This window comes from Ponticaulis profundi, from assembly GCF_042659465.1.
Taxonomy (GTDB): Bacteria; Pseudomonadota; Alphaproteobacteria; order Caulobacterales; family Hyphomonadaceae; genus Ponticaulis; species Ponticaulis profundi.
Genome location: NZ_JBHSSW010000012.1, coordinates 45,696 through 61,146 on the forward strand (window position 1 = coordinate 45,696; position 15,451 = coordinate 61,146).

The following is a 15,451-nucleotide window of genomic DNA, read 5'->3' on the forward strand; positions in this document are numbered from 1 at the left end:
TCATTTCGGCCTGTCATGTCATCTTCTGACACTGGAAATTCGTGTGCGGACCAATGGTTCATGACAGAAGTTCTCCCACTAGAGGCAGAACTTGAGAATTTTATTCGTCGGCACTGGCGCCAGTCTGATGAAGTTGCAGACCTTCGACAGGAAGTCCTGACCCGTCTCTATCGCTTTGCGCTGGAGAACCGCCCGACGCAGCCTCGCGCACTGATGTTTCGTATCGCACGTAATCTGATGATCGACCGGATTCGAAAAAAGAGTGTGGTAACGATCGATGCTGTGATGGATTTTGAAAGCTTGTCCGTCTCCACAGATGAAGCTGATCCTTTTGAAACGACATCTGCGAGACAGGAATTGCGAATGCTGCAAGACGCGCTGGACGATCTTCCTCAGAGGACACGGGACGTGATTTTCATGCGCCGTGTGCAGGGGTGTTCGCAGAGAGAAACCGCGAAAAAGCTCAAAATATCAGAGCCGACTGTCGAAAGACATATCAGCAAGGGCGTAACTTTGTTGATGGAATATTTCCGCAGACATGGCGTGGTCAGGTCAGCAGGCAAAACAAGAAAGTCTGAGGCCCGCCGAGATGATTTCGCCTGAAACACAAGGGCCCGATCGTCAAACCTCTTCGACAGATACTGAAGCGGAAGCGGCCCATTGGATTGCGCAGTTCGATCGGGAAGGACATCTCGATGCGGAGCTGGATATCGAAAACCTGTGCTCGATCTCCGCTGAGTTTGAACACTGGATCAGCGAGAATCTGGCACACCGTGTGAGTTTTCTGCAGACGTTCTCAGCCTGGCAGCGCACTCATCGTCTGGCGGCACTACGATCCGATACTGTGGATGTTCCTGAGCATGCGTGGCCGCGACGTGCGCGGACGGCGCTTGTCAGTGCTGCCATTGCCATGGCGGCGGCCATCTGTGTGGCTGCTTTTCTGCCTCTGTCAGGCTGGCTGGCTCCAACGCCTGTTGATGAGCCCGTCGTTTACTTCAGCCAGCTCGGGGAGACGCGGACCGTTACGCTGGAAGACGGCAGTATCATCACACTAAACACGAATTCGCGCGTTGATGTCCACTATAGTGACGGTTTCAGAGACGTTGAACTCGTCCGCGGTGAGGCCTTGTTTGAAGTGGCGAAGAATCCGGACCGTCCTTTCCGGGTCGATACGCCGGATGGCAACATTATTGTCCGCGGAACCGTCTTTGCCGTTGAAATGAAGGTGGATGCGATAGAGGTTGCGGTGTCCGAAGGACATGTCTCTCTGACCTCCGAGACGGCAAGCCCTGATGCGTCAGTTGAACTGACCGCTGGGATGATCGGCTATTCCAACCGACAGGATGCGATGGCGGAAACCGTTGGTATGGCAGAGGTCGAAAACCGTCTTTTATGGCGATCCGGGCGATTGCGTTTCAGCAATATGCCTTTGTCCGACGTCGTCGCTGAATTTAATCGATACAGCCGCCTGCAGCTGACGGTCGAAGACGGGCAGGCCGCAGATGTGCGCATTGGCGGGACGTTTGCGACCGACAATGTTGAAGGGTTTCTGCGACTGGCCGAAACCGGTTTGGGGCTCACCGTCAAAAGGTCCGGTGAGCGCGTCCAACTCAGCGACAGATAATTTTTTTATCCAGACACTGATGGATTTTTATCAATCGTCCGTCAGCAGGTACAAACGGGGTAAAACCAAGATCTCAGCCAATTGACGGGGAAATCCAATGGCACAACTCAAAACCGGATTGCTATCCAGTGCGGCGATTGCTGCGGCGACGACCTTTCTCAGCTTTGGCGCAGCGCACGCGCAGGCAGGGCAGAACTTTGATATTCCAGCAGGACCACTCGATCAGGCATTGAACGCCTGGAGTGTTCAGTCCGGCAAGGATTTGATTTTCAAATCAGATCAGGTTCAGGGCATGAAGGCACCGGGGGTTGATGGTGCGATTACCAGCGAAGAAGCGCTTGACCGTCTCCTGTCCGGCTCCAACCTGAAAACCCGCTCGGACCGCTCTGGCGCGGTGATGATCCTGGCGAGTGCTGAAACCAAGCCGGTCCGCAAACCAGCGCCGCGCCGTTCTCCTGAACCGATCCAGCTTGCGCAACTGGATACGCCAACCGCCGCTCCGGTCTCTGACGTTGAGCCTGCTGACGAAGAACGCGTCTTTGACAGCATTCAGGTTGTCGGCTCTCAGATTGTTGGCGCTCAGATCGATGGCGCGCTTCCTGTGACTGTACTTGGCGAAGATCAGATCGACGGTGTTGGTTCGATCGACGGCGATGACCTGTTTCGTTCCATCCCGCAAATGGGTGACGTAAACTTCAATACGGCAACGGATCTTGTGGGCGGTGTGAACTCCGCACGCGGTGATGTGGCCAGCATCAATCTGCGCGCCATTGGCACTGGCAACACGCTGGCGCTTCTGAATGGCCGACGCATGGTCAATCACCCGGGTACTCAGTCTGAAAATCTGGTTCCGGTCACGACTGTGAACTCGAACGCGATCCCGGTCACGGGTGTCAGCCGCGTTGAGGTCCTGCTCGATGGCGCAGCCGCGCTTTATGGTTCTGATGCCGTTGCCGGTGTTGTGAACACGGTTCTGGATGATGATTTTGACGGTCTGACCGCGTCATTCCGCTATGGTCTCGAGCCTGACATTGATGGCGGCGAGGAAATCAATCTCAGCTTCCAGGCCGGCAAGAACTTTAACAATGACCGCTCCAACATCGCACTGTTCGGTTCCTACACCGACCGTGATGCAATTTTTGCATCAGAGCGCGATTTCGCTGCGAATGAAGACCTGCGTGACCAGTTGCCAGACGACTGGGCCGGGGACACAGATTTTCGCAACACCTCGACCAATACGCCGTGGGGTGCGTTCATTCTCTACGACCCGACCACCGGTCAACAGGTGGATTCGCCAGCGCTTGGTCGCGAGGATTTCCACATTCAGCCAGATGATATGGCCGGATGCCTGATCGATCTCGGCAACGGTATTTGTATTGATGACAATGATGCATCATCAAATATTCCAGAGCGCTATAACCGTAACTCCGACCGGACAATCAGCTCAGCAGTTGAGCGCCTCAACCTGTTCGGTACCTTCAACCACGATTTCACCAACGGTGTTCGTTTCTTCTCTGAAGCAGGCTTCTATCGCGCGATTTCCAAATCTCAGCGCGAAGGCTCGGCTAACCTGACAGCTGACCGGACCATCATTCCGGCGAATAACTACTGGAACCCGTTTGGTCCGGTCGGATCTGCAAATCGCATTGATGGCATCGGCACACCTGATGAAGGGTATGACGTTGAATTGCGTCGGTACCGCGTTGTGGATGCTGGCCCGCGTGAAATCCAGGTTGAAAACACAAACTGGCGCCTGCTTGGTGGCCTGCGTGGTGAATTCAAGGACTGGAACTGGGAAACGGCACTGCTTTATTCAGAAGCAGAAACCGATGATACGACGACGCGTATCTCAAACACGCTGTTCACCGAGGCCCTCAGCTTAACAACGCCTGATGCGTACAACCCATTCAATGGTGGCGGCCTGCCACTGTCTGATTCAGGTGATGGCACGCCAAGCAATGCTGACACAATGGCCGGCTTCATCGTTCCGGTTTCGCGTATCAGCAGCACAAGTCTCGCGCTCTGGGACTTCAAGCTCAGCCGTCCGGATCTGTTTGAGCTGCCAGCCGGTCCACTTGGTGTGGCGCTGGGTGTTGAGGCTCGCCGCGAAACGTATGAGGATGACCGAGATCCACGGCTTGATGGCACGATTGAGTTCATCTCACCGCGTACGGGCGAAGCGACCAGCGATGTGATGGGCTCCAGCCCAACGCTCGATTCAGAGGGTGATCGAGATGTCTTCTCCGCCTATGCAGAATTTGCAGTACCTCTGATCTCCGAGGATATGAACATCCCGCTGGTTCAGTCACTCGATGCGCAACTGGCTGTGCGGTATGAGGACTATGACCTGTTCGGCAGTGTGACCAAGCCGAAGATCGCACTGGCATGGCGTCCGGTCGAGCCGCTGCTCTTCCGTGCGGCATGGTCAGAAGGCTTCAAGGCTCCAAACCTGCAGCAACAGTTCAACCGCGCGCTTCGCCGGTCCAACTCACGGACGGACTATGTGCAGTGTGAGTATGATCTGCGCACAGGCGTCATTGCAAGCTTCTCTGATTGTGATCGTTCAGAATCCGTTGTCAGCGAACGCCAGGGCTCGACGGAGCTTGGACCGGAAGAGTCCGAAAACTTCTCTGCCGGTATGGTATTCGATGCGCTCTTCATCCCGCCGAAATTCGGTGAGCTCCAGCTGACTGTCGATTACTGGTCGATTAAACAGGAAGATGTGGTCGGCATTTTCGGTGACGACAATCACATCCTGTACGACTATTTGCTTCGGACGATGGGCGAAACCAACCCAGCGGTCGTGCGTGAAACGTTGTCTGATGAAGAAGCGCAGGCTTACATCGATGCTGGTCTGGTTCCTGCTGGCGAGATCATCCAGGTCAATGACAACTATTACAACTTCCTGCCGCGTGAAGCAGAAGGCCTGGACTTCGGTGTCTACTATTCCATCGATGATACGGCTTGGGGTGACTTCTCGCTTCGTGCCAATGTCGCCCAGCTTCTGACCTTCTATCAGGACATTTCGCCGATTGAGCAGCGTATCCTGGATGCTCAGGAATCTGGTCAGATCAGCGAAGTTGTTTCCATTGAGGGCGTGGGTGATCTGATCCGTCAGGATGGCCTGCCAGAATGGCGCTGGAGCGCATCAGCAACCTGGCGCAAAGGGCCGTTCGGAGCGGGCTGGTTTACGAGCTTCGTCGATGACGTGCTTGATACCAGCGCGACGAATGATGAGACAGGTGACTACTGGGTCGTGGACTCTGCCATGCGCCACAATGCCTACATCCAGTACACACTGGCGGACGAAACCGAGACACCAACCCGTGTCCGTCTCGGCATGCGAAATGTCTTTAACGAAGAGCCACCGCTCGCAGATGAGTCTTATGGCTATATCGGTGGACTGCACTCTTCACGAGGTCGTTTTGTTTATCTGAGTGTTCGGAAAACTTTCTAATGAACCTAACCCCAATCAACTTCAGACAGCGCCGGCTTGCCGGCGCTGTCTTTGTCTGTGCGCTCGGTGCATGTTCAACCGTTTCGGATCCTCAGACGCAAACTGCTGCGCGCACAGAGGCGCTTTGTGTGCGTGATCAGGTATCAATTCGAACTGACTTCCCCGTCGGCGGGCAGCATGGCTGCGCGCTCCGGGAGGATGGCTTCGCTCTGACAGTCTGGCCGGAAGCGGCTGTCGATGCGCGTATCAATCCAAGTCCCTGGTATGCTTTTTCGGTCGAGGGAAATGAGGAGGCTGAGGTCAACATAACGCTCGATTATGGATCACACCGCCACCGCTATTCCCCCTGGATAAAGTCAGGGGACAGTGACTGGCGGAAGATGAAAGACGCGCAGGTCGATGTGCGCGACGAGGGGCGTATCGCTGTGCTCACTGTGCCTGCCTCGGATCATAATCAGATTATTGCAGGTCTGCCGATTGTTTCTGTAGCGGATACGGATGTCTGGACGCGGGAGATTGCAGAACATCACGGGCTTGAGGTCGTGGAATACGGGCAATCCATTGAGGGGCGTTCGTTAACAGCACTTACCGCTGGTCCTGAGGATGCCGGGAGTGTGGTCATCGCCATGACGCGGCAGCATCCACCGGAGCTGAATGGAGCAATCGCCTTTGAAGCTTTCGTCGAGAAGGTTGTCGCGCGATTGGGCGAGCCATCCTTTGCGAACACGCGGTTTGTGTTTTTCCCGATGTTGAATCCGGATGGCGTCGAGAATGGCTATTGGCGCCACAATATGGGTGGTGTGGATCTGAACCGTGACTGGTTCAGTCTCAAGCAGCCGGAAATTCGAACAGCTGAACAGCTCATCCAGCGCGAAGCCGCCGGGAAAGATATGCTGGCCTTTCTGGATTTCCATTCAACCTGGAGCACGTTGGTCTACTTCCATCCATTCAGTACGCCAAATACGGATTCTACGTTTCCCATGGCTTTGAAAGCGGCGTTGGACGAAGCCTTTGAGCCGTCACCTGACTGGATTTCCAGCCATAATGACGGAAAGGGCACGTCGAAGAACTGGGCGCTTCAAACCTTCCGGACACCGGGCATGACGATTGAGCTTGGCGATGGCGCTTCACGTTCAGAGGCAGAACGTGTCGGCGAGATCACGGCCGACACGCTCTTTGAGGTGTTTTTCACTGAGTGAGTCTTCGTAAAAGATCAGGATTTCGGGCCCTGCGTGCGTGTCAGCGCTGGCAGGGCTTTTTGTGACTTGGTCGTCGTCTTTGAGGGCGCGACGCTCGACCTCTGGTAAGCCAATCAGGATCCGGACAGCCTGGTCCGACGCCTTGCCATCAGTATCATTGCGATCGCGCCGACAATGCTGAATGCCGTCGTTGCGAGAACAGCTTCGTGCCAGCGTAGAAAGAGGGTCTCTCCACCTGTATTCGCAATGAGGATGGAGATGAGCGCAATCCCGAGTGCGGAACCAAGATAGCGCGCGGTGTTGTTCGCAGCAGACCCCATCGCGGAGCGGTCGTCTGGCACGCTTTCGACGGCAGCGTGGCCCAGTGAAGCGTTCAGGACCCCATTGGCAATGCCTGCAATGAACAATCCCGGCAACACCCATAGCCAGCTGGTTCCGGGATTTATCACCAACAAAAGGAGTTGACCGACTGCGCATCCAAAAATTGCCAGTATTACTCGGTTTCGCGGGGTTAAGCCTGCAGGCAGATAGTTTGCGCCAATGGCTGAGAAGACGGTGACGCCAGACCAGGCAAGAAGGATGACAGATGTCATCATCGGCGCAACGTCATTCCCACGTACCAAAACGGTCGGCACCATCGACATGAGCGCGAGCACTCCGGCGCCGGATGCGAATGCAGCCAGCGTCGCCCCCGAAAAGTCAGTCCGCGCAAACAATTCGACCTGAAGAATTGGATTGGACAGACGTTTTTCCAGGACGAAGAAGACTGCGAGCAAAACCAGCCCGACACACAGTAAGCTCCAGACAAGAGGTGTCAGACCGAAGCGAACTTCGGTGAGTGCGGATAGCAGACATCCCAACCCGATGATCAGTAACAGGCTGCCGAGCAGATCTACCGGTTCCTCTTTCCGTGGGCTCTCGGGCAGTCGGGATTGAGCTGCCAGGGCGAGGATCGCAGAGATGATAGCGATCAGAATGTGAATGGTGGGCCAGCCAGCTGTCATCATGGCAAGCGATGCGAGAATTGGGCCCGCCGCAACGCCGCCTCCGAGTGACGCCGCCCATATGCCAGCTGCTTGCTGTCTGGCCTGGCCGGTGTGGATTTGCCCGAGCAGGCCGAGGCCACATGCCATAAGACCGGCGCTTCCAAGCCCCTGAATGATCCGCATGAGGATGAGGATCAGACCGTTCGGGGCAAAAGCAGCACCGATGGAAGAGAGAACCGTGAGCCAGAGGCCACCAACAAACACTGCCCGTCGGCCCAATGTGTCGCCTAGCGCTCCGGCCGTCAGGAGGCCGCAGGCTGCTCCGAGGGGCATACCGCTCATGACCCAGGCCTGACCGCTTGCAGAAAGCGCATGCGTTTCCGTCATCGCGTCAAGCGTGGTGAGGGGTGCTGTGAACACGACAAGGGCGAGAAAGGTCGCGAATGCGATGATGAAAAGCGGCCCGGGTAAAAGCGCTATTTTTTCGTTGGACATAGTACCGTCTAAACCTCTTTGATGAGGCGATGACGTAACCACACCGTGCCATCAGCCAGTGTCTCGGAAGAAATCAATCCGGTCTTTCGGGCTTTGTGACCATCCGGTTGCGCGACAATGGCTGGCACATCCTGTCCGCCGTCCAGGACAGGCAGGATCAGTATGCTGGTTTCATCGATGAGATCCTTGGACAGAAAGGCGCCATTCATCTCGCCGCCGCCTTCCAGAAGGAGCCTTTTTACATCAAAGGACGCGGCAATGTCGCAAAGCGCCGTCTCGATGTCTTCGCCATCCGGCCCGGAGAAGAAGACAGAGACACCAGATTTGACGAGGCGATCGATATGGCGCTGACTGACTTTGTCCGACACAACGATGACGAGATGATCGCCATCGATATCGCCGCTCTCCGGGCGGAGGCGCCCGAGACGGTCAAAACAGATCCCAATCTTTTCGGCGTCCGATCTGGCAACAATGGGCTGGCGTGAGCGGGGCGCATCCAGAAGGTCCGGTTCACCTTCATCAACATAGTGAAGCATCGTGGCTCGCCCGACCGCCCATCCGCTCGCATCGAGCTTCGCAGCGGTTGCTTCGTACATGGACATGATATGGTCTTCCGAAAACGGCCACCGGTCAGGCAAAAGGCGTCCATCAAGTGACGTGACCATGTGGCAGATGATTTCCGGGCGTTGCATGTGCTTGCTCATTTTCAAATACTGGTGGCGGTGCAAATCGCTGAACAGAGTGCGCGCTTCGCTCAGTCTTCATGTAACATGTCTGGCTGAGGAGATTAGCCCCGGACACGTCCTGTCATTGATGAGGAATCTTCATCAAATGCGATTGCCATCGCGATCGAGACGACTGAACTGATAGATCAGTTCAGCTCCACCCGGCTGACCGTAGGCGAGTTCTGCCGTGACCATGGCAAAAGGCTCTACAAAGCGTGCGGTATGCAAACCGCCTGCTTCCAGTGGTTCAAAGCCGATATCGCGTATCAGTGCCTTTGCCGTATCCTTGGCGCCAGGATCGTCACCATATGTCAGTAGATGCGGGCGATCTGATTGTTCCCGGCGGGAAAATACCACGTCCAGGCTTTCCGATGGACAGGTGTTGAAACAGGCAACCCATCGCGCTTCTGATCGCCATTCTGCCAGTGTTTCGGCACCGGAATTTGTCGTGCCAATCACCAATTCTGTGTCGCTGTCATTAAGCGGGACACAGCAGTTCAGAATGATCTTGCCGTCCAGATCGCCAGCCTGTTCCAGCACATCTTCGATCTGGGACCAGTGCACGGCAAGCAGCAAAACGTCAGCGCCCGCAACAGTCTCGGCGACTGAGGCATGCTCGCCGCCCGTTTCTCTGGAGAGGGTCTCGAGTTTGTTGGTGCAGCGAGAATAACTGAAGATCGGGACATGTCCGGCCTTGGCCCAGAGGCGCCCAAGCGTGGCGCCCATACGTCCAGAGCCAAGAATGCCGATCTTCATCCGGTTGTCCTATTCAGCTTCTTTTTCGGCGCGGCTCTCGAAGACATCTTTTGCAACTGGCATGGCCGAAAAGACCTTTGGCCAGCCCGCATAGAAGGCCAGGTGAGCCAGAACGCCGCTCGCTTCATCCTTCGTCAGACCATTGTCCATGGCGCGGTTGAGGTGGAACGTCATCTGCTCCGGCTGGCCTGCGGCAATCAGAGCTGCGACTGTGACCAGACTGCGGTCACGCGGAGCAAGATCCGGACGCAGCCACAAATCCCGGAAGAGAAGGTCTTCGGTATAGTCCACGACGCCCTGGCTCACATCGCCGTAATTGCTCTGAACATTGTTCTGGCGCGCTGCTTCAGCTTCTTCGTTAAGCGGTAAAAGTTCGACATCAGCAGCTGGGAGGTCGGCTGGATCAATCCCGCGTTCTTCAAAAATCGGGGCGGCGGCTTCCGCCGCTGCTACAGCGTTGCCCCAGCCTGTGTAGAAGGCGAGATGCGTAATGGTTTCTGAAAGCTCTGCAGGCGTGACACCTGAATCCAGTGCGAGCTTGATATATTGCGCAAGCTGGTCGGTTTCATGTCGCGTCATCAGAGCAGCGAATGTCACAAGGCTTCTGTCACGCTTGGAGAGTTGCTCATCATTCCAGACGGTGCCGAACACATCTTCCTTTGTATAGGCCTCGAGCGCTGGCGCCACTTTGGCGAGTGCCTCGGGGGCAGCGCTCTCAGATGCAGAGGCGGTGCCTGCCTGAGACATCAGGACGAGGGCGGATGCAGACGCGGCAATGTGGTTTTTCATTCTGAGCTCCTATTCTGGTGTCTCTACGTTCGATGTGGGACTTGGTTGCCAGTGGAGAAGGATCGGAATGGACAAGCCACCCATGAGTGACTTTCATGAATATCAGCCGCGTTCCCGTAAGGCATCCAGCACAACCTGAAATGCTGACGAAGGACGCTGCCGGCTTGGGTAGTACAGGTGAAAGCCGGGGAAAGACGGGCAGTAGGAATCGAGACATGTTTCCAGTGTTCCGGCTTCAAGGTGAGTCTTTGCCAGACCTTCCGGAACAAGGGCCAGACCATGACCATCCCGCGCTGCGGTCAAAACGGGTTGAATGGTGTTGAAACACACCTGTCCGCTGACTTTGACGCGGATTTCATGGCCGTTTTCGTCCTCGAATTCCCAGGCATAGAGTGCGCCATGGTTTGACAGGCGCAGATTGATGCAACGGTGTGTTTCCAGATCATGCGGCACGTCTGGACGTCCGGCTTGTTCGAAATACTCCGGGGAGCCAACACAGATCATGCGGTCATCCTGTGCGATGCGCATGGAGATCATTCCATCGCTGACCTGATCGCCATACCGGACGCCAGCATCACACTGCGAACTCGCAAGGTCTGTATAGCCATAGTCCATGACAATCTCGAGATTGACGGAGGGGTGTTGTTTCAGGACCGGAGACAGTTTGGGCCAGAGTATGGTGTCGGCGGCATAATCGGTAGCAACAATGCGAACGGTTCCTGTGGGCTGGTCGCGACTGTCATTCAGCGCTTTCAGCCGCGCTTCGATCTTTTCAAAGCACGGTGTGATGGTGGCTAGCAGATCTTCTGCTTCCAGTGTGGGAGCAACGGAGCGGGTGGTCCGGGTCAATAGCCGCAATCCAAGGCGTTCTTCCAGTCCCTTGATTGTATGGCTGAGTGCAGATTGAGATACGTTCAGCCGCGCTGCCGCGCGCGTAAAACTGCGCTCTTCGGCAACAGCAGCTAGGGCGATGAGGTCGTTCAGATTGTCACGGAGCATGAGGGGGCCTTCAGCCTTGGACGCAAGCGTCATTCTCGACCCCACATAATATATGCAAATTACTCATAAAGTCCAAGGATTATGCAAAACGCCCCGCCGCAGAGCATGTTGCGACGGGGCTGGCTTTGACGTCGAAGGAGTCGGTTAGTCGAGGAATTCTTCGTCGGTGACTTTGTCACCCCAAACGACCGCCTTGCCGTCTTTTGACGCCTGAAGGGCGAAGTGTGTCACGGATGTCTTGTCCGTGCCGCCATGCCAGTGTTCGACGCCCGGAGGACACCAGATCACGTCGCCAGCCTGCATGACGAGCTTTTCTTTACCGCGTTCCTGTACCCATCCTGTGCCAGACGTCACGATCAGTTGCTGGCCCAGCGGGTGGGTGTGCCATGCGGAGCGTGCACCCGGCATGAAGGTCACTTCACCGGCGCTCACATCATTCATGTTCGGAGGAAAGACCGGTGCAACATAGACCGTGCCTGTGAAGGTTTCATCCCCGCCGATATTTCCTGCGCGGTCTTCGGCTTTGGTAATCTCCATAGATTGAGCCAGCGCCGTTGGCGCGGCGAGCGCGAAGGCGAGTGTCGCGAGTGCATACTTCATGGATTGGGTCTCCTTTAGAGTTTCTTTGTTCGATCGGCAGGGCCGGAAATTCGCTGGTTGTTAAAGTAAGGCCGTGAGGCTGACTTCGTTCCAGGTGCGGGCATGGGTTTGCGTCTTACCGCGTTATTCGGAACAAAGTTTCTGGCGTGTCGGATCATTTATTCGCCAAGATAATCAACGTCGCTGACATGATCCTTCCAGTCTACGCCTGAACCTTCTGCGTTCGGAAAGATTGCCAGATGGGTCATGGAGGTTTTGTCTGTGGCGCCATGCCAGTGGTCTACATCTGGCGGGCACCAGATGACATCGCCCACTTTCATGACGACACGTTCGCCGCCTCGCACTTGTGTCCAGCCTGTACCACTGGTGATCACCAATTGCTGTCCGCCGGGATGTGAGTGCCAGGCCGTCCGTGCGCCGGCCAGAAATGTCACTTCCGACGATCTGATATTGTTCATGTTGGGGCCGAACACGGGTGTCAGAAAAACAGTTCCGGTGAACCGCTCTTCACTGACAAAACGACCTTCACGATCGTCTGCCTTGGTGAGTTCCATGGACTGAGCAACAGCACACGGTACTGTCAGCAGGATGGCGGCGGTTGCAGCGAGTCGTTTCATTCAGCAGACCTTTTGATCGTGTTTGAGCGGTGTTTTTTAAGATCGGACGTGTTCGCGGTGAACGTGGTCAGAATCTAGATAGAAAACGGCTCGCTTCGAGAGTGGCTCCGACAAGCCACCCATGAGCAAAGCTCATGAATGTGGGGCCGCTTCCACGAAGATTTATAAGTCAGGGTCATTAGCGGTGTGCGAGCCAGCACCATTATCAAACCAGGCCATCCAGGAATAATGCGCATGTGGCTGGGATCTCACTCAGCACAAATGGACCAACCTGTTACGGCGGCGGAGCGTGAGCATGTGCAAATCCTGTGATCAAAAATCAGAACGACTAACCCGTGACGGCAAGAGCCGCCGGGATTTTCTTCGCTCGGGCACGATTGCCGCGGCCGCAGCAACGCCGCTGGCAGCTTCCGTCATGAATGGATCAGCGTCCGCGCAAACATCTGGTCCGGCAGACTTGTCGGCGAGCAATGTCCAGGCCTGGGCGGCGTTTGATGAAAATGGCAGCTTCGCGCCTCATACCATTCCACGCCGGGCGGCAGGGGCCAAAGATGTTGTCATCGACATTATGTACAGCTCCATCTGCCATTCGGATATTCACACCTATAAAGGCGACTGGGGGCCTGCAAACTTCCCGCTCGTCCCGGGGCATGAAATCGTTGGCCGCGTTGTCGGCGTTGGCGCCGATGTTGTCAAATTCCGCGAAGGCGATATTGCAGGCGTCGGCACGATCGTCGACAGCTGTGGTGAATGCATGAACTGCAAGGCAGATCGCGAGCAGAACTGTCTGAACGGTACCACATTCACTTATGGCTCACCGGACAAGCATCTGGGCGGCGTGACGTATGGCGGCTATTCCAAAAAGATTGTGGTGGACGAAGACTATGTGCTGCGCATCCCGCCGGGTATGGATCTGGCAGGTGTCGCGCCAATGCTTTGCGCAGGTATCACCACATTCTCGCCCATCGTGCATTGGGACCTGAAACCGGGCGAACGGTTTGGTGTGATCGGTATGGGCGGTCTGGGGCATCTGGCCGTGAAATTCGCCGCAGCCAAAGGCGCTGAAGTCGTCGTCTTCACGACGTCTGAAGACAAGCTCGAAGATGCTAAGGCGTTCGGAGCCAAGGAAGCTTATCTCTGGTCCGACGAGCAAGCCATGGCAAGCCAGATGGCAAGTTTCGACCTGATGCTGGCAACGGTTCCGGTTGCCTTCCAGATGCAGCAGTTTCTGAGCATGCTGAAGCTCGACAAGACGCTCGTGAATGTGGGCGCGCTTTTCCCGATTGAGGGGGCACATGGCATGATGATGGGCTTTGGTCGGCAAAGCCTCGCAGGTTCAATGACAGGCGGTATCGCGGAAACGCAGCGCGTCATTGATTTCGCGGAACGTCATGGCATTTCTGCAGAGTACGAGCTGATCACACCCGATCAGATTGGTGAGGCTTGTAAAAAAGTCGTGAACAAACAAGCTCGCTACCGCTATGTGATTGATATGACGAGCGCATGATACGCGCTCATGCAGCACGGGTTCCGCGCTGACTTATGACAATAATTCATAAGAATAAGGAATTTGCCGGGACTAATCTCCCGGCTTTTTCATGTCCATCTTAACAGCGTCGCAGAGATATCAGGAGCTGACGTGGACAAGATGAAAATTCAGGTCATTCTCGAAAACGCAACATTGCAGGCTGTGATTGATGACACCCGCATCGGGCGTGACTTTCTCAGCCTGTTGCCGCTGGATTTGGAGCTCAGCGACTATCACGGCATGGAGAAAGTTGCTGATCTGCCGCGCCAGCTCGACACAACGGATGCCCCGCGAAGCTACACACCCAAGCCCGGTGACATCACGCTTTATGCGCCCTGGGGCAATATGGCGATTTTCTACAAATCATTTGGAACGACTGCAGGGCTTGTTCGGCTCGGCGCCTTTGATGGCTCTATCGAGCCGCTTCTGAAAGCGGACTCTTACAAGGCCCGCTTTCAGCGAGCTGAATGACATCATTTCTTTGATATGACTGAGGTTTATTATGACGCAGGATAAAATCAGAATTGGCATCATCGGATTGAAACCAGATGAAAGCTGGGCGGGTGTCGCTCATGTTCCATCCTTGAAGCTGTTGTCAGATGATTACGAGATCACAGGTGTCGCGAACAGCAATCTGGAAAGCAGTAAGGCCGCAGCTGAGGCCCTTGGCATACCGAACGCTTTCGACAATGCTGACGCTTTGATCGCATCACCTGACATCGATGCCGTCACTGTAACCATCACGGTTCCTCAGCACATCAAAGTTGTAAGGGCCGCTCTGAATGCTGGAAAGCATGTTTATTGCGAAGCACCGCTTGGCAATGGTCTTGCTGAAGCTGAAGAGATGGCTGATCTCGCGCGCTCGAAAGACCTTGTCGCTGTCGTCGGGCTGCAAGCGCGCGTTTCACCGCCTGTGCTCTATATGCGGAAGTTAATCGCAGAAGGGTTTGTTGGACGCGTGCTGTCATCGAGCCTGTCTGGCTGGGGTGGAAACTGGGGAGCGACGGCGAGCAACATTTCGCGGTTGGGATATCTGCTGGATAAGTCCAACGGCGCGACCATGCTCACCATTCCATTAGGACATACCATTGCCGCCGTCTGCGATGTCCTCGGGGATTTTACTGAAATCTCGGCTATGCTGGATACGCGCGTGAGGAACGTCAAATCGGAAGACGACGGTCAGATTCTTGAGCAAACGGCTCCCGACCAAATTCTGGTGACCGCTCGTCTGGAACAGGATGTGCCGCTGTCGATCCACTATCAAGGTGGCATGCCAAACGGCACCGAAGGGTTTGTCTGGGACATTCATGGTACAGATGGTGACCTTCGGGTTACAGCGCCTTTTGGTCACAGTCAGATGGCGCAATTGTCCCTGTCAGGCGCGAAAGCAGGCGACGGGGAATTGAAACCATTAGAGGTGCCCGAAACATATTGCGAAGGGCTGACCGCCGATCCTGTGCCGGGCAATGTGGCTCGTAACTATGCAAGGATGGCAAAGGACTTTCGCACTGGGAACAGAGCGGCCTCTACATTCGATGATGCCGTCGGTGTGCAAAGAGTCATCGATGCGATCGAGCGTGCCTCAGAAAGTGGTGCGCGGGTCCACCTCGAACCGCGCGATCGTCCACTGCCGTTGAACGCTAAGGATCACCTTGCATAAGAAAGAAGATGTCTGA

14 protein-coding genes are annotated in these 15,451 nt (G+C 55.5%); 7 read left to right on the forward strand and 7 right to left on the reverse strand.

The window, feature by feature from the left end; all coding sequences use genetic code 11:
* The first annotated feature begins 60 nt into the window (after positions 1–60).
* From ACFQDM_RS09575 to ACFQDM_RS09590, 4 genes are all read left to right on the forward strand, one after another.
* Positions 61–603 (forward strand): RNA polymerase sigma factor, encoded by a 543-nt coding sequence (locus ACFQDM_RS09575; RefSeq protein WP_377378452.1) that lies wholly within the window; start codon positions 61–63, stop codon positions 601–603.
* Positions 590–1,624, forward strand: coding sequence for a FecR family protein (locus ACFQDM_RS09580; protein ID WP_377378454.1), 1,035 nt, complete (start codon positions 590–592; stop codon positions 1,622–1,624). Before ACFQDM_RS09575 ends, ACFQDM_RS09580 begins: the two co-directional genes overlap by 14 nt.
* A gap of 97 nt (positions 1,625–1,721) precedes the next feature.
* A complete protein-coding gene (locus ACFQDM_RS09585; RefSeq protein ID WP_377378456.1) occupies positions 1,722–5,081 on the forward strand; it encodes a TonB-dependent receptor domain-containing protein in 3,360 nt (1,119 codons plus the stop codon).
* Positions 5,081–6,280 (forward strand): M14 family zinc carboxypeptidase, encoded by a 1,200-nt coding sequence (locus ACFQDM_RS09590; RefSeq protein ID WP_377378458.1) that lies wholly within the window; start codon positions 5,081–5,083, stop codon positions 6,278–6,280. The genes ACFQDM_RS09585 and ACFQDM_RS09590 overlap by 1 nt, the downstream gene beginning before the upstream one ends.
* A 113-nt stretch (positions 6,281–6,393) precedes the next feature.
* Here ACFQDM_RS09590 and ACFQDM_RS09595 read toward each other — a convergent pair whose 3' ends face one another.
* The 7 genes from ACFQDM_RS09595 to ACFQDM_RS09625 all read right to left on the reverse strand — a co-directional run bounded on the left by ACFQDM_RS09595 (position 6,394) and on the right by ACFQDM_RS09625 (position 12,247).
* Positions 6,394–7,761 carry an MFS transporter gene (locus ACFQDM_RS09595; protein WP_377378460.1) on the reverse strand — a complete coding sequence of 456 codons (1,368 nt, stop codon included), beginning with the start codon at positions 7,759–7,761 and terminating at the stop codon, positions 6,394–6,396.
* 8 nt (positions 7,762–7,769) lie between these two features.
* Positions 7,770–8,453 (reverse strand): dihydrofolate reductase family protein, encoded by a 684-nt coding sequence (locus ACFQDM_RS09600; protein WP_377378462.1) that lies wholly within the window; start codon positions 8,451–8,453, stop codon positions 7,770–7,772.
* Positions 8,454–8,588: 135 nt separating this feature from the next.
* The gene (locus ACFQDM_RS09605) at positions 8,589–9,242 is read right to left on the reverse strand and encodes an NADPH-dependent F420 reductase (protein WP_377378464.1); all 654 of its coding nucleotides are present in this window, start codon (positions 9,240–9,242) and stop codon (positions 8,589–8,591) included.
* Positions 9,243–9,251: 9 nt separating this feature from the next.
* Positions 9,252–10,031, reverse strand: a complete 780-nt coding sequence (locus ACFQDM_RS09610) for a carboxymuconolactone decarboxylase family protein (RefSeq protein ID WP_377378465.1) — start codon at positions 10,029–10,031, stop codon at positions 9,252–9,254.
* Between the two features lie 102 nt (positions 10,032–10,133).
* On the reverse strand, positions 10,134–11,030 hold the full coding sequence (locus tag ACFQDM_RS09615; RefSeq protein WP_377379119.1) for a LysR family transcriptional regulator: 897 nt from the start codon (positions 11,028–11,030) through the stop codon (positions 10,134–10,136).
* Positions 11,031–11,174: 144 nt separating this feature from the next.
* Positions 11,175–11,630 carry a (R)-mandelonitrile lyase gene (locus ACFQDM_RS09620; RefSeq protein WP_377378467.1) on the reverse strand — a complete coding sequence of 152 codons (456 nt, stop codon included), beginning with the start codon at positions 11,628–11,630 and terminating at the stop codon, positions 11,175–11,177.
* Between the two features lie 158 nt (positions 11,631–11,788).
* Positions 11,789–12,247 carry a (R)-mandelonitrile lyase gene (locus ACFQDM_RS09625; protein WP_377378469.1) on the reverse strand — a complete coding sequence of 153 codons (459 nt, stop codon included), beginning with the start codon at positions 12,245–12,247 and terminating at the stop codon, positions 11,789–11,791.
* A gap of 295 nt (positions 12,248–12,542) precedes the next feature.
* Here ACFQDM_RS09625 and ACFQDM_RS09630 point away from each other — a divergent pair, with 295 nt between their 5' ends.
* The 3 genes from ACFQDM_RS09630 to ACFQDM_RS09640 all read left to right on the forward strand — a co-directional run bounded on the left by ACFQDM_RS09630 (position 12,543) and on the right by ACFQDM_RS09640 (position 15,435).
* Complete coding sequence (locus tag ACFQDM_RS09630; RefSeq protein ID WP_377378471.1) at positions 12,543–13,754, forward strand: NAD(P)-dependent alcohol dehydrogenase; 1,212 nt, start codon at positions 12,543–12,545, stop codon at positions 13,752–13,754.
* Between the two features lie 141 nt (positions 13,755–13,895).
* The gene (locus ACFQDM_RS09635; protein WP_377379121.1) at positions 13,896–14,246 is read left to right on the forward strand and encodes a cyclophilin-like fold protein; all 351 of its coding nucleotides are present in this window, start codon (positions 13,896–13,898) and stop codon (positions 14,244–14,246) included.
* A gap of 31 nt (positions 14,247–14,277) precedes the next feature.
* Positions 14,278–15,435 (forward strand): Gfo/Idh/MocA family protein, encoded by a 1,158-nt coding sequence (locus ACFQDM_RS09640; RefSeq protein WP_377378473.1) that lies wholly within the window; start codon positions 14,278–14,280, stop codon positions 15,433–15,435.
* Positions 15,436–15,451 lie beyond the last annotated feature (16 nt).

Coding starts and splice junctions, on each gene's coding strand:
- ACFQDM_RS09575 (WP_377378452.1), top strand. CDS start 61: ATGACAGAAGTTCTCCCACTAGAGGCAGAACTTGAGAATTTTATTCGT.
- ACFQDM_RS09580 (WP_377378454.1), top strand. CDS start 590: ATGATTTCGCCTGAAACACAAGGGCCCGATCGTCAAACCTCTTCGACA.
- ACFQDM_RS09585 (WP_377378456.1), top strand. CDS start 1,722: ATGGCACAACTCAAAACCGGATTGCTATCCAGTGCGGCGATTGCTGCG.
- ACFQDM_RS09590 (WP_377378458.1), top strand. CDS start 5,081: ATGAACCTAACCCCAATCAACTTCAGACAGCGCCGGCTTGCCGGCGCT.
- ACFQDM_RS09595 (WP_377378460.1), bottom strand. CDS start 7,761: ATGTCCAACGAAAAAATAGCGCTTTTACCCGGGCCGCTTTTCATCATC.
- ACFQDM_RS09600 (WP_377378462.1), bottom strand. CDS start 8,453: ATGCAACGCCCGGAAATCATCTGCCACATGGTCACGTCACTTGATGGA.
- ACFQDM_RS09605 (WP_377378464.1), bottom strand. CDS start 9,242: ATGAAGATCGGCATTCTTGGCTCTGGACGTATGGGCGCCACGCTTGGG.
- ACFQDM_RS09610 (WP_377378465.1), bottom strand. CDS start 10,031: ATGAAAAACCACATTGCCGCGTCTGCATCCGCCCTCGTCCTGATGTCT.
- ACFQDM_RS09615 (WP_377379119.1), bottom strand. CDS start 11,030: ATGCTCCGTGACAATCTGAACGACCTCATCGCCCTAGCTGCTGTTGCC.
- ACFQDM_RS09620 (WP_377378467.1), bottom strand. CDS start 11,630: ATGAAGTATGCACTCGCGACACTCGCCTTCGCGCTCGCCGCGCCAACG.
- ACFQDM_RS09625 (WP_377378469.1), bottom strand. CDS start 12,247: ATGAAACGACTCGCTGCAACCGCCGCCATCCTGCTGACAGTACCGTGT.
- ACFQDM_RS09630 (WP_377378471.1), top strand. CDS start 12,543: ATGTGCAAATCCTGTGATCAAAAATCAGAACGACTAACCCGTGACGGC.
- ACFQDM_RS09635 (WP_377379121.1), top strand. CDS start 13,896: ATGAAAATTCAGGTCATTCTCGAAAACGCAACATTGCAGGCTGTGATT.
- ACFQDM_RS09640 (WP_377378473.1), top strand. CDS start 14,278: ATGACGCAGGATAAAATCAGAATTGGCATCATCGGATTGAAACCAGAT.